Annotated in this window: 21 protein-coding genes; 15 read left to right on the forward strand and 6 right to left on the reverse strand. The window is 42.9% G+C overall.

The genetic code is table 11. The features are described 5' to 3' along the window. Positions 1-77 precede the first annotated feature (77 nt). Positions 78-2,918, reverse strand: a complete 2,841-nt coding sequence (locus ACT3QQ_RS10610; RefSeq protein WP_444527991.1) for an AAA family ATPase — start codon at positions 2,916-2,918, stop codon at positions 78-80. 357 nt (positions 2,919-3,275) lie between these two features. Here ACT3QQ_RS10610 and rsmG point away from each other — a divergent pair, with 357 nt between their 5' ends. The 10 genes from rsmG to ACT3QQ_RS10660 all read left to right on the forward strand — a co-directional run bounded on the left by rsmG (position 3,276) and on the right by ACT3QQ_RS10660 (position 13,258). After that, positions 3,276-3,992 carry a 16S rRNA (guanine(527)-N(7))-methyltransferase RsmG gene (rsmG, locus tag ACT3QQ_RS10615; protein WP_444527992.1) on the forward strand — a complete coding sequence of 239 codons (717 nt, stop codon included), beginning with the start codon at positions 3,276-3,278 and terminating at the stop codon, positions 3,990-3,992. Positions 3,993-4,230: 238 nt separating this feature from the next. Continuing rightward, a complete protein-coding gene (locus tag ACT3QQ_RS10620) occupies positions 4,231-5,010 on the forward strand; it encodes a ParA family protein (protein ID WP_444527993.1) in 780 nt (259 codons plus the stop codon). 158 nt (positions 5,011-5,168) lie between these two features. After that, on the forward strand, positions 5,169-6,320 hold the full coding sequence (locus ACT3QQ_RS10625) for a ParB/RepB/Spo0J family partition protein (protein WP_444527994.1): 1,152 nt from the start codon (positions 5,169-5,171) through the stop codon (positions 6,318-6,320). Positions 6,321-6,420: 100 nt separating this feature from the next. Next, positions 6,421-7,146: a MotA/TolQ/ExbB proton channel family protein gene (locus tag ACT3QQ_RS10630; RefSeq protein ID WP_444521956.1), complete on the forward strand. Its 726-nt coding sequence runs from the start codon at positions 6,421-6,423 to the stop codon at positions 7,144-7,146. 64 nt (positions 7,147-7,210) lie between these two features. Continuing rightward, positions 7,211-7,642, forward strand: coding sequence for an ExbD/TolR family protein (locus ACT3QQ_RS10635; RefSeq protein WP_057759437.1), 432 nt, complete (start codon positions 7,211-7,213; stop codon positions 7,640-7,642). Positions 7,643-7,717: 75 nt separating this feature from the next. Next, positions 7,718-9,505: a lipid A export permease/ATP-binding protein MsbA gene (gene msbA, locus ACT3QQ_RS10640; RefSeq protein WP_444527995.1), complete on the forward strand. Its 1,788-nt coding sequence runs from the start codon at positions 7,718-7,720 to the stop codon at positions 9,503-9,505. A gap of 66 nt (positions 9,506-9,571) precedes the next feature. Further along, positions 9,572-10,702, forward strand: coding sequence for a tetraacyldisaccharide 4'-kinase (gene lpxK, locus ACT3QQ_RS10645; protein WP_444527996.1), 1,131 nt, complete (start codon positions 9,572-9,574; stop codon positions 10,700-10,702). Positions 10,703-10,751: 49 nt separating this feature from the next. Next, complete coding sequence (gene kdsB, locus ACT3QQ_RS10650) at positions 10,752-11,564, forward strand: 3-deoxy-manno-octulosonate cytidylyltransferase (protein ID WP_444527997.1); 813 nt, start codon at positions 10,752-10,754, stop codon at positions 11,562-11,564. A gap of 104 nt (positions 11,565-11,668) precedes the next feature. Next, positions 11,669-12,799 carry a DNA polymerase III subunit delta' gene (locus ACT3QQ_RS10655; RefSeq protein WP_444527998.1) on the forward strand — a complete coding sequence of 377 codons (1,131 nt, stop codon included), beginning with the start codon at positions 11,669-11,671 and terminating at the stop codon, positions 12,797-12,799. Between the two features lie 111 nt (positions 12,800-12,910). Beyond that, positions 12,911-13,258, forward strand: a complete 348-nt coding sequence (locus tag ACT3QQ_RS10660) for a PilZ domain-containing protein (RefSeq protein ID WP_444527999.1) — start codon at positions 12,911-12,913, stop codon at positions 13,256-13,258. 153 nt (positions 13,259-13,411) lie between these two features. Here ACT3QQ_RS10660 and ppk2 read toward each other — a convergent pair whose 3' ends face one another. After that, on the reverse strand, positions 13,412-14,425 hold the full coding sequence (gene ppk2, locus ACT3QQ_RS10665; RefSeq protein ID WP_444528000.1) for a polyphosphate kinase 2: 1,014 nt from the start codon (positions 14,423-14,425) through the stop codon (positions 13,412-13,414). Between the two features lie 259 nt (positions 14,426-14,684). Continuing rightward, a complete protein-coding gene (locus ACT3QQ_RS10670; RefSeq protein WP_444528001.1) occupies positions 14,685-16,154 on the reverse strand; it encodes an acetyl-CoA C-acetyltransferase in 1,470 nt (489 codons plus the stop codon). A gap of 545 nt (positions 16,155-16,699) precedes the next feature. Between ACT3QQ_RS10670 and ACT3QQ_RS10675 the strand changes: the two genes are divergently transcribed. The 4 genes from ACT3QQ_RS10675 (at position 16,700) to ACT3QQ_RS10690 (ending at position 21,596) form a co-directional block, all read left to right on the forward strand. Further along, positions 16,700-18,100 (forward strand): 3-oxoacyl-ACP reductase, encoded by a 1,401-nt coding sequence (locus tag ACT3QQ_RS10675; protein WP_444528002.1) that lies wholly within the window; start codon positions 16,700-16,702, stop codon positions 18,098-18,100. A 324-nt stretch (positions 18,101-18,424) separates the two neighbouring features. Further along, positions 18,425-19,342: a MaoC family dehydratase gene (locus ACT3QQ_RS10680; RefSeq protein WP_444528003.1), complete on the forward strand. Its 918-nt coding sequence runs from the start codon at positions 18,425-18,427 to the stop codon at positions 19,340-19,342. A gap of 59 nt (positions 19,343-19,401) precedes the next feature. Further along, the gene (locus ACT3QQ_RS10685) at positions 19,402-19,974 is read left to right on the forward strand and encodes a beta-lactamase hydrolase domain-containing protein (RefSeq protein WP_444528004.1); all 573 of its coding nucleotides are present in this window, start codon (positions 19,402-19,404) and stop codon (positions 19,972-19,974) included. A gap of 206 nt (positions 19,975-20,180) precedes the next feature. Beyond that, on the forward strand, positions 20,181-21,596 hold the full coding sequence (locus ACT3QQ_RS10690) for a serine hydrolase domain-containing protein (protein WP_444528005.1): 1,416 nt from the start codon (positions 20,181-20,183) through the stop codon (positions 21,594-21,596). A 55-nt stretch (positions 21,597-21,651) separates the two neighbouring features. Here the strand turns inward: ACT3QQ_RS10690 and ACT3QQ_RS10695 are convergent, their stop codons facing one another. From ACT3QQ_RS10695 to ACT3QQ_RS10705, 3 genes are all read right to left on the reverse strand, one after another. Beyond that, positions 21,652-22,899 (reverse strand): cation:proton antiporter, encoded by a 1,248-nt coding sequence (locus ACT3QQ_RS10695; protein WP_444528006.1) that lies wholly within the window; start codon positions 22,897-22,899, stop codon positions 21,652-21,654. 246 nt (positions 22,900-23,145) lie between these two features. Continuing rightward, positions 23,146-25,032 carry a dihydroxy-acid dehydratase gene (ilvD, locus tag ACT3QQ_RS10700; protein ID WP_444528007.1) on the reverse strand — a complete coding sequence of 629 codons (1,887 nt, stop codon included), beginning with the start codon at positions 25,030-25,032 and terminating at the stop codon, positions 23,146-23,148. 205 nt (positions 25,033-25,237) lie between these two features. Beyond that, the gene (locus ACT3QQ_RS10705) at positions 25,238-26,089 is read right to left on the reverse strand and encodes a hypothetical protein (RefSeq protein ID WP_444528008.1); all 852 of its coding nucleotides are present in this window, start codon (positions 26,087-26,089) and stop codon (positions 25,238-25,240) included. 233 nt (positions 26,090-26,322) lie between these two features. Between ACT3QQ_RS10705 and ACT3QQ_RS10710 the strand changes: the two genes are divergently transcribed. Beyond that, positions 26,323-26,766, forward strand: coding sequence for an HIT family protein (locus tag ACT3QQ_RS10710; RefSeq protein ID WP_444519626.1), 444 nt, complete (start codon positions 26,323-26,325; stop codon positions 26,764-26,766). Positions 26,767-26,815 lie beyond the last annotated feature (49 nt).

Raw genomic sequence — 26,815 nt, forward strand, 5'->3', positions numbered from 1 at the left:
TTCGATCTAGTCAGAGATATAGTAATGTTTCTAGTCGAACAGCAATATACGTGCGTATCGGTCGTACCGTTTAAACGTTAATGGTCATTACTATCGATAGCACTTGTCTCACTATCGTTTAGGCTGTCATCAATAGCCACAGCAACGCTTTGCTTGCTGCTTTCCTCGCTGTCTTTGTCATTATTTTTCTCACCTTTACGCTTTTCTTTTATTCTCTTACCTTCTTTCTTTTGATGTTTTTCTTTACGCTTTTTCTTCGCTTTCTTTTTGGTATTCTCATCATCAATGTCATCACTGCTTTCTTGGTTTTCATCCCATAGCATCAGACGGTCTAATATTTTTCCAAATAAAGTATCCTTACGATAACGGCCTTTTTTATTCATGGTGTCGATGGGCAAACCAGTCATCAGCGTCAGAGCTTCACTCAAAGTATAGACGCCATAGATATGAAATTCGCCTCTATTTACTGCATCGATTATATCGTCACGTAGCATCAGTTGTTTGACATTAGCCATCGGAATGACAACGCCTTGATCGCCTGTGAGCTCTTGCTCGCGGCAGGCGTCGAAAAAACCTGCAATTTTAGCATTGATGCCACCAACTGCTTGTACTTCACCTAACTGGTTCATAGATCCAGTAATCGCGAGAGACTGATTGATTGGGACGTTTGCTAACGCGGATAGCAATGCACAGCCTTCGCTTACAGTGGCGCTATCACCGTCAATTTGCGCGTAGCTCTGCTCGAATGCGAGTGAGGCACTAAAATTCAGCGCATGATGCTGACTAAACAGCGCTCGCAAATAGCTGGTCATAATTAGCATGCCTTTAGCATGCAAACTACCGCCCAAGTCTACATCACGCTCAATATCAAGAATTTCACCTGTGCCAATATTGGGCTGAATGACCGCAGTAAGCCGTGCTGGCATGCCAAACTCGCTATCGGCGTAACTAACCACGGTCAAAGCATTGACTTGTCCGATAGCATCGCCTTGCGTTTGGATCAGCTGCTGACCGTTTTTAAGCTCATCCCAATATAGGTCACGCAAATATCCTGAACGCTCGTCCATGTCATCGATTGCTTGAGTGACATGATCTGCCGTCACCATAGTCTCATTATTTAATCGAGCGTGGCGATTTGATTCATGCAATAGCTTGATCAATAAATCACTGTGTAGACTCAAGCGATCTTGTTCTTCAGCTTGTAAGCTTAAATGCTCAAGTAGCGTGGCTTGCGCGCTATTATCAAACGGATATAGGTCGGCGTAGTCGATGATATCGGCCATTTTTGCGACCAGTGCCAATTCGTGCTCAATGGTACGAGGTACATCGTCATGAAAGTCAGCTCGGACTTTGAATACTGCATCAAATTCAGGCTCAAGCTCAAGCAGCTCATAATATAAATCTGCTTCACCTAACAAGATAACTTTGATATCTAAATCAATAGGTGCTGGTGAGAGAGACAAGCTACCTGTTAGCGTCAGCATTTGCTCAAGGCTTGACAGTTTGATTTTTCGTGACTGTAATGCGCGCTTTAAGCCTTGCCATGCATAAGGATGTTCAAGTACGTGGCTGGCTTCTAACAATAAATAGCCACCATTGGCGCGGTGTAGAGCACCTGCACGAATCATACTCACGTCAGTGGTTACTGTGCCTAATTGGGTGATTTGCTCGACATGACCTAGCAAATTGAGATGGGTAGGCAAATCCTCAAAGACCACGGGCGCACCACTGTCAGGTGCATGACTGACGATAACATTGACTGCATAACGACTGGGTGTCGTAGCCAATACTGCTGTCACAAACTCTTCATCATCACCATTGACGATACGCTCTACGTGAGTGACCATATCATCGAATACAGCTTTGAGGTATGTCACGACAAGTGGATGAGTCGCAAACTGCTCATAGATAGGGGTGAATAACGGCTGTAGAGCACGCTGGGCAATACTACGATGTAGCGACTCGATCTCATCGTTGGCTTCGTCTTCTAGTTGCTCTAAAGCGATGGTCAATTGACTCAGTCGCTTTTGCATATGGTTTTTCTGCACGAAGTTATTCAGCTCAGCTTCATATTCATTATTACCATATGTAGAGTCTTTATTTTCTTTACTCTCATTATTTTCATCGCTCAAAATGTTAGCTTTTTCGCTACCATCGAGTTTTTCTGAATCTTTCCGATTGCTAGGTATTTTTATTTGCTTGTTATCATCGCTATTGCTTTCTGTAGGCAGTTGACTAGGGTGAACAAATACGGCCTTATTATCAAATGAGCGAAACGTTAATGCCAGGTCATACTGTTTGCCTTCAGCATTAAGCGCGTCATAGGCGTGACTTTCTTTTTGATGAGTACTGTTTTTGATGGTTTCGATTTTGCTTTGGTATTGATCACTACGAAAGCGTTGGCTTAAACGCTTTTTCGCTTGCTGCCATAAGTTATTAACCTGCTGTTGTAATAGCGAGGCTTGCCCAGCTGGTAAACGCAGCGCCAATGGTGTGCGTGGATCAGTGAAATTATGTACGTATACCCAATCATCTGGCGTCGGGGCATCGGCGGCAATACGCGCTAACAGACGACTAATGACAGTCCGCTTGCCCAAACCATTTTCACCAGCGGCAAACACATGATAGCCACTCGCTTTAATATCCAGCGCTGTATGTAATGCTTTAAGCGCACGTTGTTGACCGAAGCTAATATCTAAGTCAGGTGCAGTACGTGTGTCTGTAGGCAACTCATCAGGGTCGCTATAGCGTTTTAATTGTTCAGCTGAAATGCGACAATTTTGCTGAACTTCTTTGAAGATAGGGTTTGGCGTATTAGGTGCCGTTTGCTTAGTGTTTTTTGAGTCGGTAGTTGGGAGTGCCATATTGTTAGCGTCTTTTGATACTTGCGATAGAGGTGTATAGGGTTGTTCTGTCATAGGCGTTTGAAAAATCATTTTAAAAAATATTAAAGGAATATAAGAGATGGTCGGTTCTTTATGGTCATGCGTATTCTGAGTTTTTTATAATCAATCATGACATCTTACAAGATATAGCCATCTATTAGCGAAGTCATTAAGCGCAGTTTTGTATCATATTTAGAAAAATGATTGAGTAAAACTGGTAAAAAACAAATGACTTAATCAGCGAATTGGATGTAATCAGAACAGAATAACGCCTCATAATAAGCGTAGATAGTATAAGATGTCCCACATTGGCGCAATCTGCAACTATTCAATGGGCAGACTGCATGATAAAATAAACGGTTCACAAGTCAAAACTGGATAACTCGTTGTATGTCAGCTTCCGCTAAAAACTCGTCATCGTCTGCTAGCATGGGTAATATCAATATTGATCCGACTGGTTTCGTAAAACTTGGTTCACAATTGCCAAGGCTGGCCAACATCTTAGCGCACGCGATAAATGAGCTAAGTCTACCGTTAAGTGAAACACAGCAGCGCACGTTATTATTGTACTTAGACCAGCTTTTATTATGGAATAAAGCGTATAATCTGACCGCCATCACTGATCCAGAAGAAGCGCTGATCAAGCATGTGATAGATTGTCTGTCTATTATAACGCATTTACCCGCTGGATCATTGTTAGATATCGGCACAGGAGCAGGGTTGCCGGCAGTTATTATTGCTATTTGCCAGCCTGAGCGCCAGTGTACTGCGCTTGATAGCAATCAGAAGAAAATTCGCTTTATTAAGCAAATCAGTAGCGAGCTCGGCCTGAGTAATATGCAGCCAATCGCGTCGCGTATTGAAGCGCATGAAGCAAGCTATGATGTAGTTACTTCAAGAGCGTTTGCCAGTTTGATAGATTTTGTAGAAGTAGCGCAGCCAAGATTAGCAGATGGCGGCTTCTTATGCGCGATGAAAGGCAAAGCGCCGAGTGAAGAAGAGCTGCAAGCACTTGATAGCGATTGGCATATCAAAACTATTAAACTGACGGTGCCACGTTTGCATGACAGCCGTCACTTAATCGAAATGTCTGCTAAACATAGTTAAGCCATGAATACTTCGCAGTCATGAAACAGTCGCTGTTTTTTGTGAAACACAGTTTACGTCTGTATCTAAATGACATAGTATTTAAAAGCATTTAAAATGCTCGACCGCAAACTGAGCATTTTAGACTATAAATTGCTTGTTTTTAAATACTGAGCGAGTGTCGTTGTACAGTATTGAATAAAAATAATCGTACCAACCGAGTCAAAAGTAATAGACCCTAATAAAATTGAGTGAGTGTATGGAAATCATAGCAATTGCGAATCAAAAAGGCGGTGTGGGTAAAACCACAACGGCAGTAAATTTGACCGCCAGCTTGGCTGCTAAACGCAAGCACGTACTGCTGATTGACTTAGACCCACAAGGTAATGCGACCAGTGGTACAGGTGTTGACAAAAACGAGCTAGAACTTACCATAGCGGACGTTTTGCTGGATGGTGTGGCATTGTCCGACGTAATTGTTACTAGTCCCGCAGGATTTGATGTTATCGGTGCCAATCGCGATTTGGCTGGTATGGATATTACATTGATGAGCAAGACGGACAGTCATGAGCTATTCAAAACTGCGATGGCTGAACTAGTGAACGATCAGGTATCTACACAAAAACAACCATACGATTATGTGGTTATAGATTGTGCGCCTAGTTTGAATCTACTGACGATTAATGCGTTGGTTACTACAGATAGTGTGATTATCCCTATGCAGTGTGAGTACTATGCACTAGAAGGGCTAGCTGACTTATCACAAACCATTGAACGTCTAACAGAATTAAACCCTAAACTATATATTCGCGGTGTGGTTAGAACGCTATTTGATGCGCGTAATACGCTTGCCCGTGATGTGTCTGCTGAGCTAGAAGCACATTTTGGCGATATCATGTATAAGACCCATATTCCAAGAAACATTCGTTTAGCAGAGGCTCCTGCGCACGGCTTACCAGTTATTGCGTATGAGAGGTGGTCAAAAGGTGCACGCGCGTATCAAAAGCTGGCTGCTGAAGTGATGAAGCAAAGCAGCTAGCTTTTAGCTAAAATCTCTCGCAAAGGATTTTTAGGTAGAAAGCGTCATTGTTCACGACAATGAATGAACAGTATAAATATAGAGCACTTAATATTGTATTTAGTAAGCCGTATCAGTAATCAATTGGCTTTTATTTTAGCGTTAGAGGATAGGTAATCATGGCGAAGAAAAGAGGGTTGGCTGCTAATCGGGGCTTAGATGCCTTATTAGGGTCAATCAAAAAAGAAAAGCAAATTACCGCCTCTGCCTTGCAAGACGATATGACTGCGCGTGATAGTGCTGCGCCAGATATCAATGAGCCTGTAGATACTGTGTCGGTAGATATAGCGCCTGATGCTAGCCCGACAAAAGCCAGTAAAAAATCAACTGCAAAGACTACTGACAACGATGCTGCTAGTGAGAATAGCGCTCGCGTGCCACGTTCATCTCGTGCTACTAGCAAAGCGACGCTCAATAAATCACGTGGCAATAGTACAGATACGAGCGCTACCGAAGACCAGATTAGTCTTGTACAGATTGATGTGACACTGTTGCAAGCGGGTAAATATCAACCTCGCAGGGATATGAGCGAAACGGCACTTGCAGAGTTAGCGTCTTCTATCGAGCAGCATGGCGTGATGCAACCTATCGTCATTCGTCCACTGCTGGCAAACGAAGACAAAAGTGAAGCATTTGTCACTCACGAAATTATCGCTGGTGAACGCCGTTGGCGTGCAGCAAAAATGGCAGGAAAAGCGGTTATCCCTGCGATTGAGCGTGCCTTATCTGATGAACTAGCAATTGCATTGGCTTTGATTGAAAATATACAGCGCGAAGACTTGTCAGTGATTGAGCAGGCAGCAGCATTGCAGCGTTTTCATACAGAGTTTGGTATGAGTCATGCTATGATTGCCGAAGTCGTTGGCAAGGCGCGTACAACGGTATCAAATTTGCTTCGTTTGAATCAGCTGCATGATACAGTGAAAGACCATTTGGCCAATAGTGCGCTAGATATGGGGCATGCTCGTACGCTTTTGGCACTATCGTCTGAACAACAACCTATCATCGCGCAAAAGATTATTGATGGCGGTATGACCGTGCGAGAAGCTGAGAAATTGGTTAAATCAATCTTGCAGCCAGCGCCCAAAATCAATCGTGCTGAACAAGCGCAGTCTCGTGATGCCGAGCGCTTGACCCAAAGATTGACAGACATGCTTGGTGCGGAAGTTAAACTAAAACATAAAAAAGATGGTCAAGGTAGTGTTGAGATATTTTTCCACAATCAAGATCAGCTAGCGGCTTTGATTAAACACATAGAAGCTCAGGCTTAATAACGTTAGTGAGTTAGTTGTAGCTATTCAGATGCTAAATCGCTGTTGTAATAACTAATTTGTAGTGATTGTTTTTGCAAAAATATGGAAGAGAGTGAGTATGTGGGAGTTGGTAAAAGCAGGTGGCTGGCTGATGACACCTATCGTTGTCTGTTCTATATTGGCATTAGTCATCATCATCGAGCGTAGTCATACGCTACAATTTAACAAAGTCGCTCCTAACAGGTTGCGCGAACAGCTAATAACTCGTTTACGTGAAAATGGTGATATTGGCCGCACGCAATTAATGAATGTAAAAGAAAAGACTGCGCTTGGTGATATCTTGGCAACGGGTTTGCTCTATCGTGAATATGGGCTAGAGTCGATGACGATGCACATGCAAAATCGTGCCAGTGTACAAGTTCATCAGCTAGAAAAGAATATCAATATGCTAGGTACTATCGGTGCGATTGCTCCGTTACTTGGCTTGTTAGGTACGGTATTAGGTATTATTTCTTCATTCCTGGCGATTACCGATGGAGCAATGCAGGATCCAACGATGCTGGCCGCTGGTGTGTCACAAGCCTTAATTACTACAGCTGCTGGTATGATTGTTGCTATCCCTGCGTTGGTTGCTTATCGTTATTTTCAGCGCCGTATTATTGATATTAATGCTCAGTTTGAGACTCAAGCAGGGCTTATGATCCAAGAATTGTACGATTATCAGTTGTTTGCTAGCACTCAGGCATCTCCATCGTCTAGTCATATGGTAATAGAAGATAGTCTTGTACAAGACCGTTCATTTAGAGAGTTAAGTTCAGATAAAACTAATATCGCGGCAGTATAGTAAATGCGGTTTTAAAGATAGAAGTCTTGAGCCTATAAATGGTAGCTGAATTAAAGAGATTGATATGCGTTTTAGAAAACCAACGGTTGAACCGCTTGAAATTAATCTAACACCGATGATTGACTGTTTACTGTTTTTGATTGTATTTTTATTACTTGCTACCTCATTCAATCATTTTAGTCGTTTAAATATTATCCTTCCTGAAGCGGAAGGTGTTGCGCTGACAGAGCAAAACAATAGTATCGAAGTAGCTGTGCAAGAAGATGGCAGTTATTTGGTCAATGGTATTACACTTGCTAGTAGTAATGAGGCTGAACTAACCAGTATGTTGCAGCAAGAGGCGGGCAGCAATCGCGATATGTTATTTGTTATTGCAGCGGATGCCAACGCGACCCATCAGTCTGTGGTACGAGTGATGGATATCGCCGGAAAGCTCGGATTTTTAAACTTAAACATCAGTACAGTGGTACCACTTGGCCAAACTTTACCGCAGTAATATATACAGTCTCACCACCATAAAACTGTGTGACACACAGTCCATTCATACCACGATACCCAAATTGAGGCTTTTATGAGCCAAGCTTATTTACCTGACTCTAAAAAATCTTCTGCTAAAAGCGCATCAGCAGTATCGCCCGTTACGCCTAAGAGTAAAACGTTACTACGCTTATTAAGGTATTTGAAACCTTATTGGTGGGCGCTACTATTGACCGCTTTAGGTTTTGCGATTAATGCAGGGACAGAGATTTGGACTGCCAAGCTTCTGCAATATATTACAGATGCTATCAATCAGAACGATCAAAGCAAACAGGCTCTATTTCCGCTATTGATTATATTGCTATTCTTTGTGCGTGGGGTCGGTAGCTTTTTGGGTAACTACTATTCTGCATTGGTCTCACGCAATTTGGTCTATGAGCTACGCGTAGAAGTGTTTAACAAATTACTGCGCTTACCGAGCTCGTTTTATTTGGCCAATCCAGCAGGTACAATTTCATCAAAATTGATATTTGATGTTGAGCAGGTCACAGCTGCCAGCACAGATTCAATGAAAACCTTGCTACGTGATGGCTTGACCGTTGTTGCATTGATTGGTTTTTTGTTTTATAGCAATTGGCGGCTAACGCTTATTCTATTTGTTGTATTGCCTCCGATATTATGGCTGATTCGCATTGCGTCAAAGCGCTATCTTAAGCTCTCTAAAGGTATTCAAGAGACGATGGGTAGTGTCAGTCATATTACCAATGAAGTCATCGGTGGCTATCAAGTAGTTAAAAACTACGGTGGACAATCATACGAGTCAGCACGTTTTGATAAAACATCGAAGAAAAACCTACGCCAAGGTATGAAGGTGGTTGTTACTAATAGTATTAATACCCCAGCCGTACAGCTATTAATGGCGATGGCGATGGCGGTAGTCATCTGGCTTGCACTGAGACCTGCAGTGATAAATGATATTTCAGCAGGTGAGTTTATCTCTTATATTGCAGCAGCAGGTTTATTGAGTAAGCCAGTACGTTCACTGACTGATATCAATCAGAAGCTGCAAAAAGGTCTGGCTGCTGGCGAGTCAATTTTTGCGTTACTTGATGAACCAGAAGAAGAAGATACAGGTACGATTAGTAAAGCACTATCAGGGCAAATGTCGTTAGATAATATTAGCTTGGTATATCCAGACTCGACAGTTGCTCTACGTGACTTTACCTTGAATATTAAAGCCGGCGAGACAGTTGCACTGGTGGGGCGAAGTGGCGCGGGAAAATCGTCATTAGTCAACTTATTAACACGTACTCTAGAGACGTCTTCAGGACAAATCACATTGGATGGTATGCCGATTGAAGATATTAAGTTAAAGAGTCTACGTGCCCAGATTGCGATGGTGAACCAGCAAGTCGTACTGTTTAACACCACTGTATTTAATAATATTGCTTACGGCGGTTTAGCTGACAAGACTCAAGCTGAGGTGGAGCAAGCAGCAAAAGATGCCTTCGCCCATGATTTTATTTTGAAAATGCCAAACGGCTATCAGAGTGAAATTGGTGCTGAAGGTTTACAACTATCGGGCGGTCAGCGACAGCGACTATCTATTGCTCGGGCGTTACTAAAAGATGCACCGATTCTCATTTTAGATGAGGCTACCAGTGCGCTTGATAACGAATCAGAGTACTATATTCAGCAAGCGCTCGATAATGTGATGAAAGACCGCACCACATTGGTCATTGCTCATCGATTGACAACTATCGAATCAGCTGACCGTATTGCTGTGATGGATGGCGGACAGATTGTTGAGTTGGGAACGCATGATGAGCTAATGCAGCTGCAAGGTCACTATGCGCAAATGTATGCTCGAGATTTTGAGTAGTCAGTTTAGAAGTTTTCAGCCAATTTTTACGTAGCGATGAACCAATAAGATAAGCGATATTGATTAATGAGTATTGAGACGACAATCACGCGCGCATGGCAACGTCAAGCTGTTTGGTTGTGGTTGTTGCTGCCTATCAGTTGGTTGTATGGTTTTATCACCATGCTGCGTCGTCAAGCTTTTAGAATTGGACTGCTATCGAGCTATCGAGCACCTATTCCTGTGATGGTCATTGGTAATATCAGTGTGGGCGGCAGCGGTAAGACGCCGCTGATTATTGCTCTGGTTACTTATCTACAAAAAAAAGGCGTTAAAGTAGGGGTGATCAGTCGCGGGTATGGTGGTGATACGAGTCAAATGCCTGCATTGGTTAGCACTACCAGTTTACCCCATGTAGTAGGAGATGAGCCGTGCCTGATAGCTCATATGACAGGCGCTGCTATGGCAGTGTGCCCCAATCGTCAGCAAGCAATTGCGACTCTGTTACATGCAGAGCCTAATCTGCAACTGATCATCGCGGATGATGGTTTGCAGCACTATGCACTTGAGCGGGATATCGAATGGATTGTGGTAGATGCCGTCCGTGGGTTTGGTAATGAACAACTACTACCAACAGGGTTTTTACGTGAGCCACTGTCACGATTAGAGGGTGCAAATGTTATCTACCATGAAAAACCAGATGCAGATTTAACTCGGACTTCTAGAAGTGGTAGTAAGATACAGTCTGCTGATCGTTTGACCATGCACTTACAAGCTGATGAGTTACAACGTTTATGGACCCCTACATCGAACGATGCTCAATCAAATAATATTAAACCTGCTAATAATAGCCGAGTCCATGCTGTTAGTGGTATCGGTTATCCACAGCGGTTTTTTGATACCTTGGAATCTATTGGTTTTGAGGTCATAGGGCATCCATACCCTGACCATTATGATTTTAGTTTAGCTGAGCTTTCGCAATATGGCGATCATCCTATCATCGTGACCAGTAAAGACGCGGTGAAAATTAGAGCATTATTGGCAGACTATACAGCGACACAAGTACTCAGTGAAAAGTATGTAGAACTTATCAGTAGACTGTGGGTATTACCGGTAACGGCTATATTATCTGAGAATAGTTACAATAATCTAGATGAGCAACTAAAGGCGTTAGGGATTCGTATCGATCATGATATACATATGTCAGCCTTACTATAGATAGCCGCTAATATTTTAAATCGCTTTATATTTCTGATAGGAACATACCATGTCGTTTGTTACCACACCCGCCAAAACTCATATCGTGATTCCTGCACGTTTTAAGAGTACACGACTACCTGGTAAGCCATTGCTAAATATTCATGGCAAGCCGATGATACTTTGGGTAGCAGAAAAAGCACAAACCGCAAGTTTTGCTGATGATATGTGTATAGCGACCGATGATGAGCAAATTGCAAAAGTTTGTACTGATGCAGGCTTTGATGTCGTTATGACCAGTAGCGAGCATGTTTCAGGTACAGATCGCCTGTCAGAAGTAGCAGCTATTAAAGGCTGGGCTGACCATGATATCGTGGTGAATATGCAAGGTGATGAGCCCCTAGTACCGCCATTGCTTTTGGAGCAAGTACAGGCGCTTTTGGTAGCGGATGAGGGTAGCGTGATGGCCACACTGTGTGAGCCTATCAATGATTATGATACGTTCCAGCGACCATCGGTAGTAAAAGTGGTCAATCAATATGCTGACAACTTACAGCGTGCGCTGTATTTCAGCCGCGCTCCAATTCCTTGTGATCGTGATGTGGTATTAGCTGATAATAATCAGATGCAATCACCAAAGAGCGCCTATCGTCATTTGGGTTTATACGCTTATCGTGTCAGTCTGTTGCAGCAGTTCGTAAACTGGCCACAAACGCCACTTGAGATACTCGAGAGCCTAGAGCAGTTACGTGTTTTAGAAAATGGTCAGCATATCGCTATCGCAGAAGCTGCCTGTCAGTTACCAGCTGGTGTCGACACACAAGAAGATTTAGACCGTCTAAACGCGATGAGCTTAGATAACTTTCAAAATCCTAATAAGTAACAATCTGAGCAAAGTTGCGTACGATTCTAAGTTTCCTACAATGCTAAAGTATCGTTGTCGTGGATATACCTGAAATACCTAATCAATGTGATAAAGCCATAACCATGAATAATCTGACAGGAAATATGGACGCACTAGATAACACAGACCGTATGTATTTTGCGTCACTATTGCCATGGCAAAAAGTATTGTGGTTGCAGTTGACCGAGCGAGTACTTAAGCAGCAGTCTTTGCCGCATGCATTGCTCGCGGCTGGTATGCAAGGTATGGGCAAACGCGCTTTTGTATGGAGATTGGTCGCTTGGTTATTATGCCGTGAGCGTGGCGCACATCCGCTAGGTGCTTGCGGAGTGTGTGAGAGCTGTCAGTGGCTTAAATCGGGAACTCATCCGAGCTTACAAGTATTGCCACTCGTTAGTATGCCGACCAGTGCGGATAGCGATACGCCTCAAAACAAATCAAGTAGCGCAAAAGATAAAAAAAGTGCCAAGACCACTAGTAATAGTGCTTCTAAAATAAAAATAGATGATATTCGTGCCTTGCAGCCTTTTATTTATCAAGGCGGGAATGGGGTACGTATCTGTGTGTTAGATCACGCTGAGCAAATGACGGTAGCTGCTGCTAATGCACTGCTTAAAACATTGGAAGAGCCGCAAGCACAGGTGCATCTATTTTTGATTAGTGATACGCCTGCTCAGCTACTACCAACCATTAAAAGTCGTGTACAACAATTGCCATTACAGACAATTGAGCCAACTGTTGCTATTGACTATGTGACGCAGACGTTAGGTCATACAATTAACCGTGAAGCCGTTGGCACCGCTGAAATTAAGCAGTTACTACAATTGGCCAATGGTGCGCCGCTAGCTGCTATAACCTTAGCGCAAGCACCATGGTATAGCAAGCGCAGCCTATGGTTGACCACGTGGCAGGCACTACGTAGTGGTAAACGTAGTGGTGTGGCGGCAAGTGATTACTGGCAGGGACAGCTCGATATCAAAGAATTTATACAACTGTCTGAGCTGATGCTCCTTGATATACGCCGTGTCTGTTTGGGGATCAGTGAGCTACAAAAGGATGTCAGTCTATCGACGATATTGGCTGTTTATCAACCTACTGATGGCGGGTTAGTGGCATTCGCCAATAGCGTACAGCAGACCAAAATCGCATTGCAACAAAATGTGCAAGAAAAATTTGCCTATGATAAGCTAATGCAAGAGTTAGCAAGCTTATAGAGCCGTGCTTTAACGCTTAATTAGTGTTCGAAAATTTGCCATCATTTTTATCTATATGCTATCAGTTATTTATACAAATATATTAGACCCAGTTGATAAAGGAAGCTGACTATGGCAATGCCAGGACGTGGTGGGATTTTAACCTGTCATTATGAAACTATCGAAATATTGTATGCCAGCTATTTGTCATTTGTCAGTAATGGTGCTTTATTCGTACCGTCTGATAAACCTCAGCAGTTGGGTAATGAAGTGTTTATTGCTATCACGCTACCCAACTCTAGTGAACGTCTACCAATGAATGGCAAGGTTGTTTGGATTAACTCTAAGAGTCAAGGCAGTCGCCCAGCAGGGTTTGCTGTACAAATTGGTAGTGATGTCTCTGGTCAAAGAATTAAGAATGAAGTTGAGCGCTTGCTAGCTGGAAAAATCGATAGCTTGCAATCAACTTATACTATGTAATATCTAGGTAGTATCTAGAAACCACATCTGTATCTTTAATGACTTTGACGGTGGTTTTTAACTTGTAGACATAAGAAAGCAGCCTTATTAATTAGTAAGGCTGCTTTTTAGATCTGGTTTACTTAGTTTTTTATAGTAATAGGCGCTGGTATTTTAATAGCGAGGCGGTACATACATATCATCGGGGATAGGTTCGCGATAGTACTCATCGTCGCGTTTACGCTCTGGTAGTTCAACTTCATCGCGAGGGACTTCTTTAAAAGGGATTTGGTCCAGTAGGTGAGCGATACAATTTAGTCGCGCCCGCTTTTTATTATTGCCTTCAACGACCCACCATGGTGCCTCAGGTATATGGGTACGCTCAAACATGGTTTCTTTCGCCTTGGTATAATCTTCCCAGCGTCGCCGCGATTGTAAGTCCATTGGTGAGAGCTTCCACTGTTTTAATGGATCGTGAATACGGCTCATAAAGCGCGAATGTTGCTCATCATCAGTAATAGAAAACCAGTACTTTACCAAACGAATCCCTGAGCGTACTAGCATGCGCTCAAATTCTGGTACCGACTGAAAAAACTCTTCATATTGCGCGTCAGTGCAAAAGCCCATAACTCGTTCAACGCCTCCTCGGTTGTACCAGCTACGGTCAAACAATACGATTTCGCCTGCTGCTGGCAAGTGCGCCACGTAACGTTGAAAGTACCACTGCGTTTGCTCGCGCTCGGTGGGAGCAGGTAGGGCAGCTACTCTACAAACGCGTGGGTTTAATCGTTGGGTGATGCGTTTAATAGCGCCGCCTTTACCAGCAGAGTCACGACCCTCAAATATCACAACGATACGTTCACCACGTGCAACTACCCAGTCTTGCAGTTTGATAAGCTCGCGCTGTAACCTTACCAGCTCTTGAAAGTAGGTGCGCCGATTTAATCTTTCTTGTTCGCTCATCTCGCGTCCATCAAAACGAAAATCACGTACGTAATCATCTATCTCGTTCTCTAGCTCTTCATCATAAGTATCGATCAGGTCTTCTCGCATCTTACGATGCAATTCATCATTAAATATTTCTTTATCCATACGTCCTACAAAACTACTTTGTTCAGTTGAACTAAGCTCTTGTCGTTCTTGCGGTGTTAACGTAGTAGGTTCGATGGCTGACGGGATCTTACTCATAGAAGCTCCTCATGAATATCGTTATTGTTTTATTATTACCTCTCTTTACTTTAGCATATCTATTTCTCAAGCTATCGATTGGTCACGTTTTATTATTGTGTTTTTGAGTATTTTTAGAGCATGTAGTACAGTCAAAACAATAGTTAGTATCAATGTAAAATCGCCACAGTCGCGACATAAAAAAGCACCCTCTAATGCGTAATTAGAGAGTGCCGTAAGAGTCTAAAAAGATTAATTGCTAGTTATGTAAACTATCAGCTTATTTTTCTAGGATACAAGTTACACCTTGACCACCGGCTGCGCAGATAGAGATAAGTGCACGGCCTGAACCTTTTTGATCCAGTAGTTTTGCTGCAGTCGCTAAAATACGACCACCAGTTGCTGCGAATGGATGACCTGCTGCTAGTGATGAACCGTTTACGTTTAGCTTGCTACGATCAATAGAACCTAGCGGTGCATCTAAGCCTAGACGCTCTTCACAAAACTTCTCATCTTCCCAAGCAGCTAGGGTCGATAGTACTTGTGAGGCAAAGGCTTCGTGAATCTCATAAAAGTCAAAGTCTTGTAAAGTCAGACCAGCGCGCTCAAGCATGCGTGGTACCGCATAAGCGGGTGCCATTAGTAAGCCTTCTGTAGTGCCAGATTTACCAATAAAGTCTACCGCTGCGGTTTCTTGATGAACGATATAAGCAAGTGGCTTTAGACCGTGCTCTTTTGCCCATTCATCAGTACCTAATAGTACACAAGAAGCACCGTCAGTAAGCGGTGTAGAATTGGCCGCAGTCATCGTTGGGTTGGCATTCTTTTTGCCAAATACTGGTTTTAATTTACCCAGTTTTTCTAATGTAGTATCTGGACGCAAGTTATTATCACGAGTCAGGCCTTTGTATGGCGTGATCAAGTCGTCAAAGAACCCTTCGTCATAAGCGCGTGCTAGATTTTGATGGCTGTTAAACGCAAGCTCATCTTGATCTTTGCGACTGATGTTCCATTCAAGTGTAGTAATCGCCTGATGATCGCCCATTGATAGACCAGTACGTGGCTCACCGTTTTGCGGTGAATCGATTAAGTCTTTTGGATTTAAACCCATGAGTGCTTTTAGACGTTGTTTGTTGTCTTTTGCTGCACCAAGCTTGATCAGTACTTTACGCAGGCCATCGCCGACAGCGATAGGAGCGTCAGACGTAGTATCTACACCACCAGTGATTGCTGAATCAATCAGACCAAGTGCAATCTTGTTAGCAGAAGCAAATGTTGCTTGCAGACCAGTACCACAAGCTTGTGCGATATCATACGTTGGCGTGTGTGGGTTTAGCGCAGTATTCAATGCAGCTTCACGAGTAAGGTTGATATCACGGCTAAGTTTCATGACTGCGCCAGATACCACTTCGCCTACTGTTTCGCCTTGTAGGTTATAACGCTCAACCAAACCGTCTAAAGCAGCTGTTAGCATGTCTGTGTTGCTAACATCAGCGTATGATCCGTTTGAACGCGCGAATGGGATGCGGTTACCACCCAAAATAGCAACACGATTCAGGTTTGAAGCAGGCTTAGTTGCGCTAGTTTTTTTATTTGAAGCAGGTTTTTTAGCAGCAGTAGTTTCTACTTTTTCGTCGACAGCTTTCTCACTAGCTGTTTCTTTTTTTACCATATCAGACTTTGTATCCGTCGCTTTAACAACCGTACTTTCAACAACAGGGCTATCTGGATGATTGTTTTTATTACTCATAATATTATCCTTAAAAAGTATGGGTAGAAAAAATTGAGAGGTAATAATAAAAAATGATTAAATTCTTTTATACAAGCAAATATTATCATTTATTACGCAATACAGCTGTTTCTCATAAGGCGTTTTTATGCACTTAATGTATCTCTTTAGCAAACTATGTGACGCTTGTATAAGGTCAGTAGTAGATTGATGACCATAGTGCATCGTTCTAATAGACTGGCTAGTAAGAAATGTTAGCATTACATAGCAGTATTTTTGATAATATATTGTTATCAATAATCAAGTATGCCATAACTTATAGGTCAGATTTTAACATGTTATAGTGGCGCTTAACGTTGCTAAAAGCGACTGGCTTGTATACTGACTTGTTTACAGATTGTTGTAGACATTGTCTGTTTTTGGACTTGTTTATAAGGGAAGTGTATAGTTAGGCTAGTTTTGAGGCGATTTACTAAATTTAAATAATTACGATGTCAATGTCTCTATATAATAGATTCATTGCATTTTTTATTATTATACAAATCATTGATTATAAGGATTATATTATGTCAGACCGTTATGGTGACTTTGTTCAATCTTCTATTGGCAAAAAAGTAGCAAAAAATTTAGGCTTACCAATGCCAACGACGCTTGATCGTTTTGAAAGCGGTGAGCGTTTGGTGCGCGGTAGTGTATTGGTTGGACGTGCTACTGGCGATGACAAAAGTGTCAGCGAGTCTGTGGCACGCATTCTGTCAGATGTCCATGCTGAAGTATATGTAAATAGCAGCGATGACATCAAAGACGCACTTGCTGATGCAGGCGTAGAAACAAAAGCCAATACGGGCGGCGACGATCAATTCAAAGTATTATTGTTTGATGCCAGTAATATCAGCAATGCTGAACAGCTAAACGAACTTTATGAGTTTTTCCACACAGTTGCACGCCGCGTAGAAAAATCAGGCCGTGTGGTTGTGGTTGGTCGTACGCCAGAGAATATCACTGATATTGAAGCAGCAATGGCTCAGCGCTCGCTTGAAGGTTTTGTGAAATCAGTGGGTAAAGAATTTAAGCGCGGTATCACAGCACAGCTAGTTTATGTTGAAGAAGGCGCAGAGCAAAACCTAGATTCAACCCTACGCTTTTTCACCTCAGCTCGTTCAGCTTATGTATCAGGACAAGTAGTACGTGTCAGCGAAGGCAATTCAGTTGATGTTGACTGGAACCAGCCTTTGGGCGGTAAGACTATGCTGGTGACTGGCGCAAGTCGCGGTATTGGTGAAGCAATCGCTCGTGTATTGGCTCGTGAAGGGGCGCATGTAATCTGTCTTGACGTACCGCAGCAGCAAGCTGACCTACAGAAAGTTGCTAGCGAAATCAGCGGCTCAGCTTTGACCGTAGATATTACTAGTGAAGACGCTGGCGCAGAAATTGCTGATGCTGCCCAAAAGCGTGGCGGCCTAGATTCAATTATTCATAACGCTGGCGTGACTCGTGATAAGACATTGGCTAAGATGGATGAGAAAAAGTGGAACATGGTTATCGATATTAACCTAGGTAGTATCGCTAGATTGAATCGCTATTTGCTGGATAATGACGTATTAAAAGAAAACGCACGTATCGTATGTGTGTCGTCAATTTCAGGTATTGCGGGCAACATGGGTCAAACCAACTATGCCACTTCTAAAGCAGGTGTCATTGGTTTGGTTAATGCAACTGCTAAGCAATTAGAAGACAATGCTAAGGGCATGACGATCAATGCAGTCGCTCCTGGTTTCATTGAAACTCAAATGACAGAAGCCATTCCATTTGCTATTCGTGAAGCTGGTCGCCGCATGAATTCAATGAGCCAAGGCGGCTTGCCAGTAGATGTGGCTGAGACTATCGCATGGTTTGCCTCACCTGCGTCTGGTGGTCTAAATGGCAACACGGTTCGTGTCTGTGGTCAAAGTTTACTTGGTGCATAATGTCGATTAATGAGTAGGCATGTGTGAGAAGTTAGGTTCAGATAAAAAAATTAGTTGTATGATATGACCTATTATTTCTCGTTTGTATCACATATGCTTACGAAATAATCTCTTATATAGTGTAATAAAGCTGCCCAAGGGTGGCTTTTTTATGGTAAAAACACAAGAACCAATAGCCAAACTATTTTTTGCTGTTAAGGATACTCATGAGGTTGATTAAATTTAATGCTTATTAGATGATTTAATAGTAGGCTTTAGTCAATGACTGCAGATTGTCTTTATATACGTTAAAGAACTTGTTCAAGCCACACTTAGGAAGTACTTATGTCAGACAAACATTATGATGCGTTGCCAAAGGCGCACACCACTTACGCCAATATTGTTAAAAGCTTATTGCCAATTGGAAATGCTGATAAGGTCAGTAGAGACCAATTACCACAATCTACTTACTATGTAGATGATCTGCATATCGATCAAGAAAACCTAGACGATTATCGCAACATTTGCGGTTTTGCTGATGATGGTAAAGTACCGGCAACTTACTTTTCGGTATTGTCACAAACGTTGCAGATGAACATGATGGTTAAAGAGCCATTTCCATTTGCCATGTTAGGTCTTGTTCACGTCGACAATAGTGTAACCCAGTATCGTCCGATCGGTGAGCGTGAAACGGTAGCAATGTCGGTCACTTTCGATAATTTACGCGATCATGCCCAAGGTCAGCAGTTTGACTTTGTGACTATCGTAAAGTCAGAAGACGAGGTTATCTGGGAAGGTACGTCGACTTATTTATCACGTAGCAAAAAACCTAGTAGCAGCAAAGATAAAAAAAGTACACCGCGTCCAGCAGTGGTCAAGCTAGAAGTAAATGAAGAAGGTACTCATAGTATTTTTGAAGTGCCAGAAGATATCGGTCGTCGTTATGCTTTTGTTTCAGGTGACTTTAATTTAATTCATTTACATCCGCTATCAGCACGTGCGTTTGGTTTCCCAAAAGCGATTGCACACGGTATGTGGTCAAAAGCGAAGTGCCTTGCCTTGATGGGTGACTTGCCTGACGCTTACACGATTGACGTCTCATTTAAGCTGCCTATCTTCTTGCCAGCTGAAGTAGAGCTGATTGCTGAGCCAGTAGCCCAGCTTACAAGCGTAGACGATACTTGTGAGTTCGGACTGTATAGCTCTAAAAACAACAAACCGCATCTAGCGGGTGTGGTAACACTAAAGAGCGACAGCAAGTAGTATATAGCATCATAAAACTCCTACTCTAACAACCATATTTAACGTATATATTTATTACTATGACTTCACAAAACATGCCTTCAGAAGAAAACGCGATAGATGCAGACAAGACAGATAGCTTGATATCGAGCGATACGGTCGCTGCTAATGATAGCAGTACTAACATTCATATTAGTGCCGATAATGGCGTTGATTTGGCTGCTATCTTTGAGCCTTATTTTCGTCCAGACGCAAATACTATTGTTTGCGGCGCATTAAATGACGAGAAGGTTGTTGCTTTAGCGAAAGCGGGCGTCGAGTTGGTCATTAACTTGCAGCCTGATGACGAGTTAAGCTTTGATGAGGCGTCAGCAGTTGAGCAAGCAGGTATGCATTATGAACACCTGCCTATCAATGGTGCTAAAGAGCTAAAGCAGCTTAAGATATTGGCGTTTGATAATGTATTACGTCAACATCATGGCAAAAAAGTCGCGATGCACTGTGGGTCTGGTAACAGAGTAGGCGCTGCAATTGCACTGCGGGCAGGATGGTTACGTGGACGTAAGATGGATACAGCGATGGAACGTGGACGCAGTCATGGTTTGACTAAGCTTGAACAAGAAGTTCATAACCGTTTGCTAGTACCGCGTTAATCAGGTTTGTTGTATTGAACACTAGTACTGTTTTAGACGCTAGCAATCTCTCAAAATATTATCGAAATAAATAATAAAAAAGGCGACCAATAGGTGGCCTTTTTTATTGGTTCACAATTCATTTATACTGGTTCAAATATTTTATATAGTCTAAGAACGACTCATTTCAAAAGTAGAATAATTTATATCACTGGAGCAAGGTAATAATGGAACATAATACAGAAAATCCTAATATAACTACGAATATGGATATTCAGAAAAACTTACAGCAATTACTGACAGATTTACAGCTTGATGATGCACCCGCTGGTGGGGCTGTAGTAGTGTATCAGGCAGGCCAGTGTATAGCAGAAGCCAGTACAGGTATGGCACGTTCTGATGTGCCCTGGCAGCCTGACACGTTGGCGATTAATTTCTCTACTGGTAAAGGGGTGTTGGCAACGTTGGTTCATGTGCTTGTTTCGCAGCAGCTGCTTGAATATGACAAACCTGTTGCACATTACTGGCCAGAGTTCGCTGCAAACGGTAAAGATCAAATCACCTTACGACAAATCATGTCACATCAGGCCAATTTGTTTTCAATTCAAATTATTGATGTCGATAGTGAAACGGTACTCGATTGGGATACGATGCTGCGCTATATTGCAGCGATGCCCATCACTTCTCCCGAAGATGCTACCAAGTATGACAGCGCTTATAGTGCATTGGTCTATGGCTGGGTATTAGGCGGCGTAGTAGAGGCAGTCACAGATTTATCATTCGCTGAAGCACTGAGCCAGTACCTAACTGAGCCTTTAGGTATTGCCGACAGCTGCTACTTTGGTGTGCCAGATAGCAAAGTAGATCAGGTGGCAAAATTGGTCAAAGATTTTGAAGAGTCAGAAGATACGAGCTCTCAATTGAAGTCGAGACGTCAAAAACCAATCTTAAAAGTGGACTCTCAAGAAACCTTACGTACTTATGCAAGCTTGCCCAGTTACTATTGCTGGCAGCAGAAAATGCTAGATGATAAGCGTGCAGCTGGAACACAAAGTAGCTCTGATGATAGCTCTGATAATGATAGTGTACGACCTACCTTAAATACTGCGCGTATCAATAGTTTATATTTCAATACCAGTCAGCTTAATCTAAAAAATTATAAGGCGGCGCTGATACCTGCTGGCAAGCAAGCGCTTGATTATTATAACCGTCAGACTCTACAGGCGGTCATTCCAGCGGCAAATGGTGTCGCTTCCGCTAAAGCACTGGCAACAATCTACGCAATGCTAGCCAATGGCGGTGTATGGCAAGGAAAAACGCTGATTAATAGTGCCACTTTTGAGCAGTTATCAACTCCGCAAGTTGAGGGTTTGGATGCGGTTATGCCAGCGGCTATGAAATGGCGATTAGGCTACCATAGATTATTTAGCTTACATGCCAAAAAAGACGATACAGATAAGAGAATAAGTTCAGCATTATCAGGATTTGGGCATATGGGATATAACGGATCGGTCGCTTGGTGCGACCCTGAACGCCAATTGTCACTTGCTTTTATCCATAATTTTGATACGACTATGCTCAATGACGTTCGTCAGTTTGCGTTAACAGAGGCCGTCTTGAGCTGGGTCGAAGAGATACTTTAATAATGCTAGCTTTAATCGCGAATTGATTCTGTTTCAAATATAAGTAGCATTAATTTTAATGCTGCTTATTTGGTGTCATTTTAAGCAATCTCGAAGCACTTAAACCGTGGATAAAGATAGAAGTCAAAATGACAATCGAGCAAACAATCCATAGTTTAAGTGCATCTTCATCAGCAAAAAATCCTTGATTGAGAGCGTAGGACAAGTAGTACAGAGTGCCAATACCGCGAATACCCAAAGCCGATATCGCGTATTTTTCGGTACGAGGCAGGTTCAATCCTGATAAGGCAATAAATCCACCGATTGGACGTATAAGTAGTAGAAAGGTAAAACTAACGATATAGACACGCCATGTGAGCTCGACATCAGCCTGCAGCCCTTGACCAAGGAATATGCCAAAGATAACCAGTACTAACGACATCAGCAAGCCTTCTGATTGTTCAGCGAAATCATGCAGTTTTTGGTGATAAGTGTGCTCACACTCTGAGCGACGAAACGCAAATGCAGCAACAAATACAGCGATAAAGCCATAACTGTGTACATATTCGGCAAGACCATACGCTAGTAGCGTCAACGCAATAACCACATAACCTTGCGAGATAGTTGTCTCACGGATATGTTTAGAAAAGACCACTTTGGCCAATATCTTACCAACCAATACACCTACCACGACGCCTGCGCCAATTTTCCACAAAACATCATGAGTGAACCACGACCATAGCATCTCATAGGTAAAGGCTTTGCCTTCACTGAACGCTTCTGCGATCTTAATTGCTAGATATACAAACGGAAAAGCCAGACCATCATTCAATCCGGCCTCTGACGTTAAGGTAAAGCGCGGTGTGTCTTCACCGCCTGTATTGGGAGGTCCGACTTGTATGCTAGAGGCCAAGACAGGATCGGTTGGTGCTAGTACCGCACCCAACAAAATAGCAGCTCCCAATGTCAAACCAAAGGCGTAATAACCCAAGACTGCCATCGCAAAAATACCAATCAGCATGGTGATAAGCAGCAGTCTTACGGTCGGTCGCCATAATCGCCAAGATAGGTCCGTGTCAATTTTAATACCAGCACCAACCAATGAGACCAATACGATAATCTCAGTCAACTTTTCGATGAGTAAACCGTTATCAAGTGGGTCTAAAAAAGACAAAGACGTCCACCAGTAGCCCATTATTAGGCCAAAGCTGACCTGAAGCATCGGTAATGAAATAGAGGTGCGCTTAAAAATAACAGGAAATAATGCCCCTAGTAAAAAGGCAATCCCGCAGATTAGTAAAAATAAATTATATTTTTCGATCATAAGGTTACGCACGTCATTATGTTTTAAGGGTTTTTTTTAAAGGTGATTCTAGATACCGATGACAATTAATAACCGTAGATAAATTTAGTCATCGATATCTTTTATCATGACGCCAAAATAAAATAATTACCGCAAAAAATAGTTATCAAAATGACAGCTGCGTTGTTTTTTGGTGAAAAAAAAGCCTGCATTGCGCAGGCTTTATATATTTTTATCAGTATTTTTGGAACATTTAGATGTTACAGCTTAGCGCTCAACTTGACTCACATCACGTATGGCGCCAGTATCGGCACTCGTAGTCATCGCGGCATAAGCACGCAATGCTGGCGTGACATAACGCTCACGGCTGACAGGCTTCCATGCATCACGACCACGCGCTTCCATAGCTTCGCGGCGAGCAGCTAAGTCTGCATCACTGACTTGCATGTTAATGGTGCGATTAGGAATGTCGATATGAATGGTATCGCCTTCTTCAACTAGGCCGATGGCACCGCCTTCAGCAGCTTCTGGGCTAGCATGACCGATTGATAGGCCTGATGTACCACCAGAGAAACGACCATCGGTGAGCAATGCGCATTCTTTACCCAATCCTTTCGACTTTAGATACGTCGTTGGATATAGCATTTCTTGCATACCAGGGCCACCTTTAGGGCCTTCGTAACGGATGATGACAACGTCACCTGCAACGATTTGATCATCTAATATAGCAGCAACAGCATCGTCTTGTGATTCAAATAGACGTGCGCGACCAGTAAAGGTTAAGATGCTTTCGTCGACGCCTGCGGTTTTGACCACACAGCCACGCTCGGCAATATTGCCATATAGTACGGCTAAGCCGCCGTCTGTAGAGTAGGCGTGTTTCGCACTACGGATACATCCTGATTCACGGTTGACGTCAAGATTGGCCCACTCTTGTGACTGTGAAAATGCTTCTGTGGTACGTATACCACCAGGTGCTGCAAGGAAGCGCGCACGTGCTTCATGATTGTCGGGGTTCATGATATCCCATTTCTCAATCGCTTCTTTCATCGTTGCACTATGGATGGTCGGCACATCAGTTTTTAGTAATTCAGCACGATTGAGCTCAGCCAACAATGCAAAGACACCGCCAGCACGATGCACATCTTCCATATGATACTTCTGCGAGGCAGGCGCTACTTTGGCTAGACAAGGTACACCGCGACTTAAACGGTCGATATCAGCCATCTTAAAGTCGATCTCTGCTTCGTTGGCAGCGGCAAGTAGATGCAAGATGGTATTGGTTGAGCCGCCCATAGCGATATCTAAGCTCATGGCATTTTCAAAAGCGGCTTTGGTAGCGATAGAACGTGGCAGTACAGAATCATCATCTTGCTCATAGCGACGCTTGGCAAGTGATACGATGGTACGACCAGCTTCTAAGAATAGCTCGCGACGCAGTGAATGAGTGGCTAATAGTGAGCCATTACCTGGTAGGGCTAAGCCTAAAGCTTCGGTCAAGCAGTTCATTGAGTTGGCAGTGAACATACCGGAGCATGACCCGCAAGTAGGGCAGGCTGAGGCTTCGATAGCGGCGACGTCTTCATCACTGATACTATCATCCGCGGCGTCCATCATCGCATCGACAAGGTCAAGTTTGCGAACAGCACTACTATCACTACCATCGGTATTATGGCTCTTACCAACAGTACTGGCTAAGATTTTGCCCGCTTCCATTGGACCACCTGAGATAAATACCACTGGAACATTAAGGCGCATTGCGGCCATCAACATACCTGGGGTGATTTTGTCACAGTTAGAAATACATACTAGCGCATCTGCACAGTGAGCATTCACCATGTACTCGACAGAGTCAGCGATCAAATCACGACTTGGTAGCGAGTACAACATACCGCTATGACCCATCGCAATACCATCGTCGACCGCAATAGTATTGAACTCTTTTGCAACGCCGCCTGCTTGCTCAATCTCACGTGCGACCAGTTGTCCAAGGTCTTTTAGATGCACATGACCAGGTACAAACTGGGTAAAAGAGTTAGCAATCGCAATGATTGGCTTACCAAAGTCGCCGTCAGTCATGCCGGTTGCACGCCATAATGCGCGCGCGCCTGCCATATTACGACCGCCGGTAGAGGTTTTTGAGCGATAATCCATGTGATATTCCTTACAAATAGGCGGGGTTGTTAAAATGTGCACCCTCAGTTCTAATAGGGATAGTGTGCTTTTTATAGAGAGTGAGTACTAGTGAATAATACTAATTCGTTACCATACCATTAGATATGAATAACTAAAAACAATATGCTAATAATAATGAATTAATAATCGTAAGCGATGAACAAAAAGCAGGTATTCAAAACGTCTATTCGATACGTTCTAATATGGCTTTATTGAACCAAGGAAGATCGGTCTTGTCTGCTTCTAATTTCACAATGGCTGCGAGCGCATGGGTAGCTAGTAGTTGCTGATAGTCGCTACTAGCCTCAATTGTCAACAGTGATTCGGCAGATAATGCTTGCGTATTAGAGTTTTGCTCGTCAACGCTGATTAATGTCTGCTTGCTATTTTTGTAGAGGACGTCTACGCGACCAAAAAATTGCCAGTCTTTGAACGCCGCCGTAATCGCATCCGCAGCATCTTTGGTATATACCTGCTGCGTCTCCTTACCTGTATTGGTCCAATGCAGCCTGACTGCCAATTGCAATGCCTCACTAAATACCACTAACGAGCCGATAATTTTTACATGCCAAGGACTGGTCAATAGTTCCTTATCAATACCAATCAATTTAGCAGCCTCGTGAGCTGACATAGGCGTATTAAATTTAAGCAGCAGTTCAGGAGTGAGAGAGTGCGTTTGTTTAATCGTGTCATCTAAACTGTCATAGTGATATAGAAAAGGCAGCGGTAAGTCTTGGGTGACAGTTTTTTTAATGATTTTGCAATTGTGTATCTGCCAGCTGATGGCTTTGTCAGTCAATGCTTCTGCTAATATGACCGCGTTTGGATCGATGGTTTGAGTCATATTTTCAGACTCAAGGTTAGATTGTACTGAGTCGGAGTGTGCTGAAGCAATGCTGTCAGACACAGAAGTATCTTCTCCAGACACTTGGGTTGCGTCATCGCGTACAGCGTCAGTGTCGTTATCTGAGCTATCTAAGTTGTTTAAGCTATTCGAGTTATCTAATGTATTGGTTGGCAAAGTAGGCAAATCCATAAACATAGCGTTATTAAAATAGAGGGTTAATATAACATTTTAAGGGTATGGCCCGCCAATAAAATAGTGAGCTAGCATAGTTGGAATATGGCTTGATATTTTTCAAATTCGACTGTCACACTGACTTGTACTAAGGTTATATTTCGTCCACTATATGACAGACGCTTTTATCTATTTTGGATAGCTATTGAGCTATTAATTAGCTAATAATAAAACTCTTAAAGGAAAAAATAATGACTGAAGCTAATCAACAAACCACCTATGATGACAATAATATTTTTGCCAAAATGCTAGAGGGCGATATTCCATATCATAAGGTATATGAAGATGATAAAACGCTCGCCTTTATGGACATTATGCCGCAGGCTGAAGGCCATGTACTAGTGATACCTAAACAAAAAGCCTTTGATTTGGAAGACCTTGAACCAGAATATGCTGCGGCGGTACTAATGACGTCCAAAAAAGTCATGCAGGCACAGCGTAAAGTATTTGAGCGTGAAGGGGTGATTCAAATGCAGTTGAATGGGGCGCAAGCAGGGCAAACTGTGTTTCATTATCATATACATCTGATCCCTTCAAGCATCCATGAGCTAGGCCGCCATGCTGTCACACAAGCTGATCAAGGTGAGCTTGCAGATATTGCACAACGACTGGTAGCAGCAATTGATGCTCAATAACTAAATAGAGTATTTTTTAACTGAACAGAGAAAGATACATCTAGAAGCG

Source organism: Psychrobacter sp. AOP7-A1-24 (assembly GCF_052376235.1).
GTDB lineage: Bacteria > Pseudomonadota > Gammaproteobacteria > Pseudomonadales > Moraxellaceae > Psychrobacter.

Bases quoted from the DNA above. Each gene is read 5' to 3' on its own strand.
- kdsB (WP_444527997.1), top strand. From the start codon at position 10,752: ATGTCGTTTGTTACCACACCCGCCAAAACTCATATCGTGATTCCTGCA.
- ACT3QQ_RS10620 (WP_444527993.1), top strand. From the start codon at position 4,231: ATGGAAATCATAGCAATTGCGAATCAAAAAGGCGGTGTGGGTAAAACC.
- rsmG (WP_444527992.1), top strand. From the start codon at position 3,276: ATGTCAGCTTCCGCTAAAAACTCGTCATCGTCTGCTAGCATGGGTAAT.
- ACT3QQ_RS10710 (WP_444519626.1), top strand. From the start codon at position 26,323: ATGACTGAAGCTAATCAACAAACCACCTATGATGACAATAATATTTTT.
- lpxK (WP_444527996.1), top strand. From the start codon at position 9,572: ATGAGTATTGAGACGACAATCACGCGCGCATGGCAACGTCAAGCTGTT.
- ppk2 (WP_444528000.1), bottom strand. From the start codon at position 14,425: ATGAGTAAGATCCCGTCAGCCATCGAACCTACTACGTTAACACCGCAA.
- ACT3QQ_RS10610 (WP_444527991.1), bottom strand. From the start codon at position 2,918: ATGACAGAACAACCCTATACACCTCTATCGCAAGTATCAAAAGACGCT.
- ACT3QQ_RS10685 (WP_444528004.1), top strand. From the start codon at position 19,402: ATGACTTCACAAAACATGCCTTCAGAAGAAAACGCGATAGATGCAGAC.
- ACT3QQ_RS10655 (WP_444527998.1), top strand. From the start codon at position 11,669: ATGAATAATCTGACAGGAAATATGGACGCACTAGATAACACAGACCGT.
- ACT3QQ_RS10695 (WP_444528006.1), bottom strand. From the start codon at position 22,899: ATGATCGAAAAATATAATTTATTTTTACTAATCTGCGGGATTGCCTTT.
- msbA (WP_444527995.1), top strand. From the start codon at position 7,718: ATGAGCCAAGCTTATTTACCTGACTCTAAAAAATCTTCTGCTAAAAGC.
- ACT3QQ_RS10675 (WP_444528002.1), top strand. From the start codon at position 16,700: ATGTCAGACCGTTATGGTGACTTTGTTCAATCTTCTATTGGCAAAAAA.
- ACT3QQ_RS10625 (WP_444527994.1), top strand. From the start codon at position 5,169: ATGGCGAAGAAAAGAGGGTTGGCTGCTAATCGGGGCTTAGATGCCTTA.
- ACT3QQ_RS10635 (WP_057759437.1), top strand. From the start codon at position 7,211: ATGCGTTTTAGAAAACCAACGGTTGAACCGCTTGAAATTAATCTAACA.
- ACT3QQ_RS10630 (WP_444521956.1), top strand. From the start codon at position 6,421: ATGTGGGAGTTGGTAAAAGCAGGTGGCTGGCTGATGACACCTATCGTT.
- ACT3QQ_RS10660 (WP_444527999.1), top strand. From the start codon at position 12,911: ATGGCAATGCCAGGACGTGGTGGGATTTTAACCTGTCATTATGAAACT.
- ilvD (WP_444528007.1), bottom strand. From the start codon at position 25,032: ATGGATTATCGCTCAAAAACCTCTACCGGCGGTCGTAATATGGCAGGC.
- ACT3QQ_RS10705 (WP_444528008.1), bottom strand. From the start codon at position 26,089: ATGGATTTGCCTACTTTGCCAACCAATACATTAGATAACTCGAATAGC.
- ACT3QQ_RS10670 (WP_444528001.1), bottom strand. From the start codon at position 16,154: ATGAGTAATAAAAACAATCATCCAGATAGCCCTGTTGTTGAAAGTACG.
- ACT3QQ_RS10690 (WP_444528005.1), top strand. From the start codon at position 20,181: ATGGAACATAATACAGAAAATCCTAATATAACTACGAATATGGATATT.
- ACT3QQ_RS10680 (WP_444528003.1), top strand. From the start codon at position 18,425: ATGTCAGACAAACATTATGATGCGTTGCCAAAGGCGCACACCACTTAC.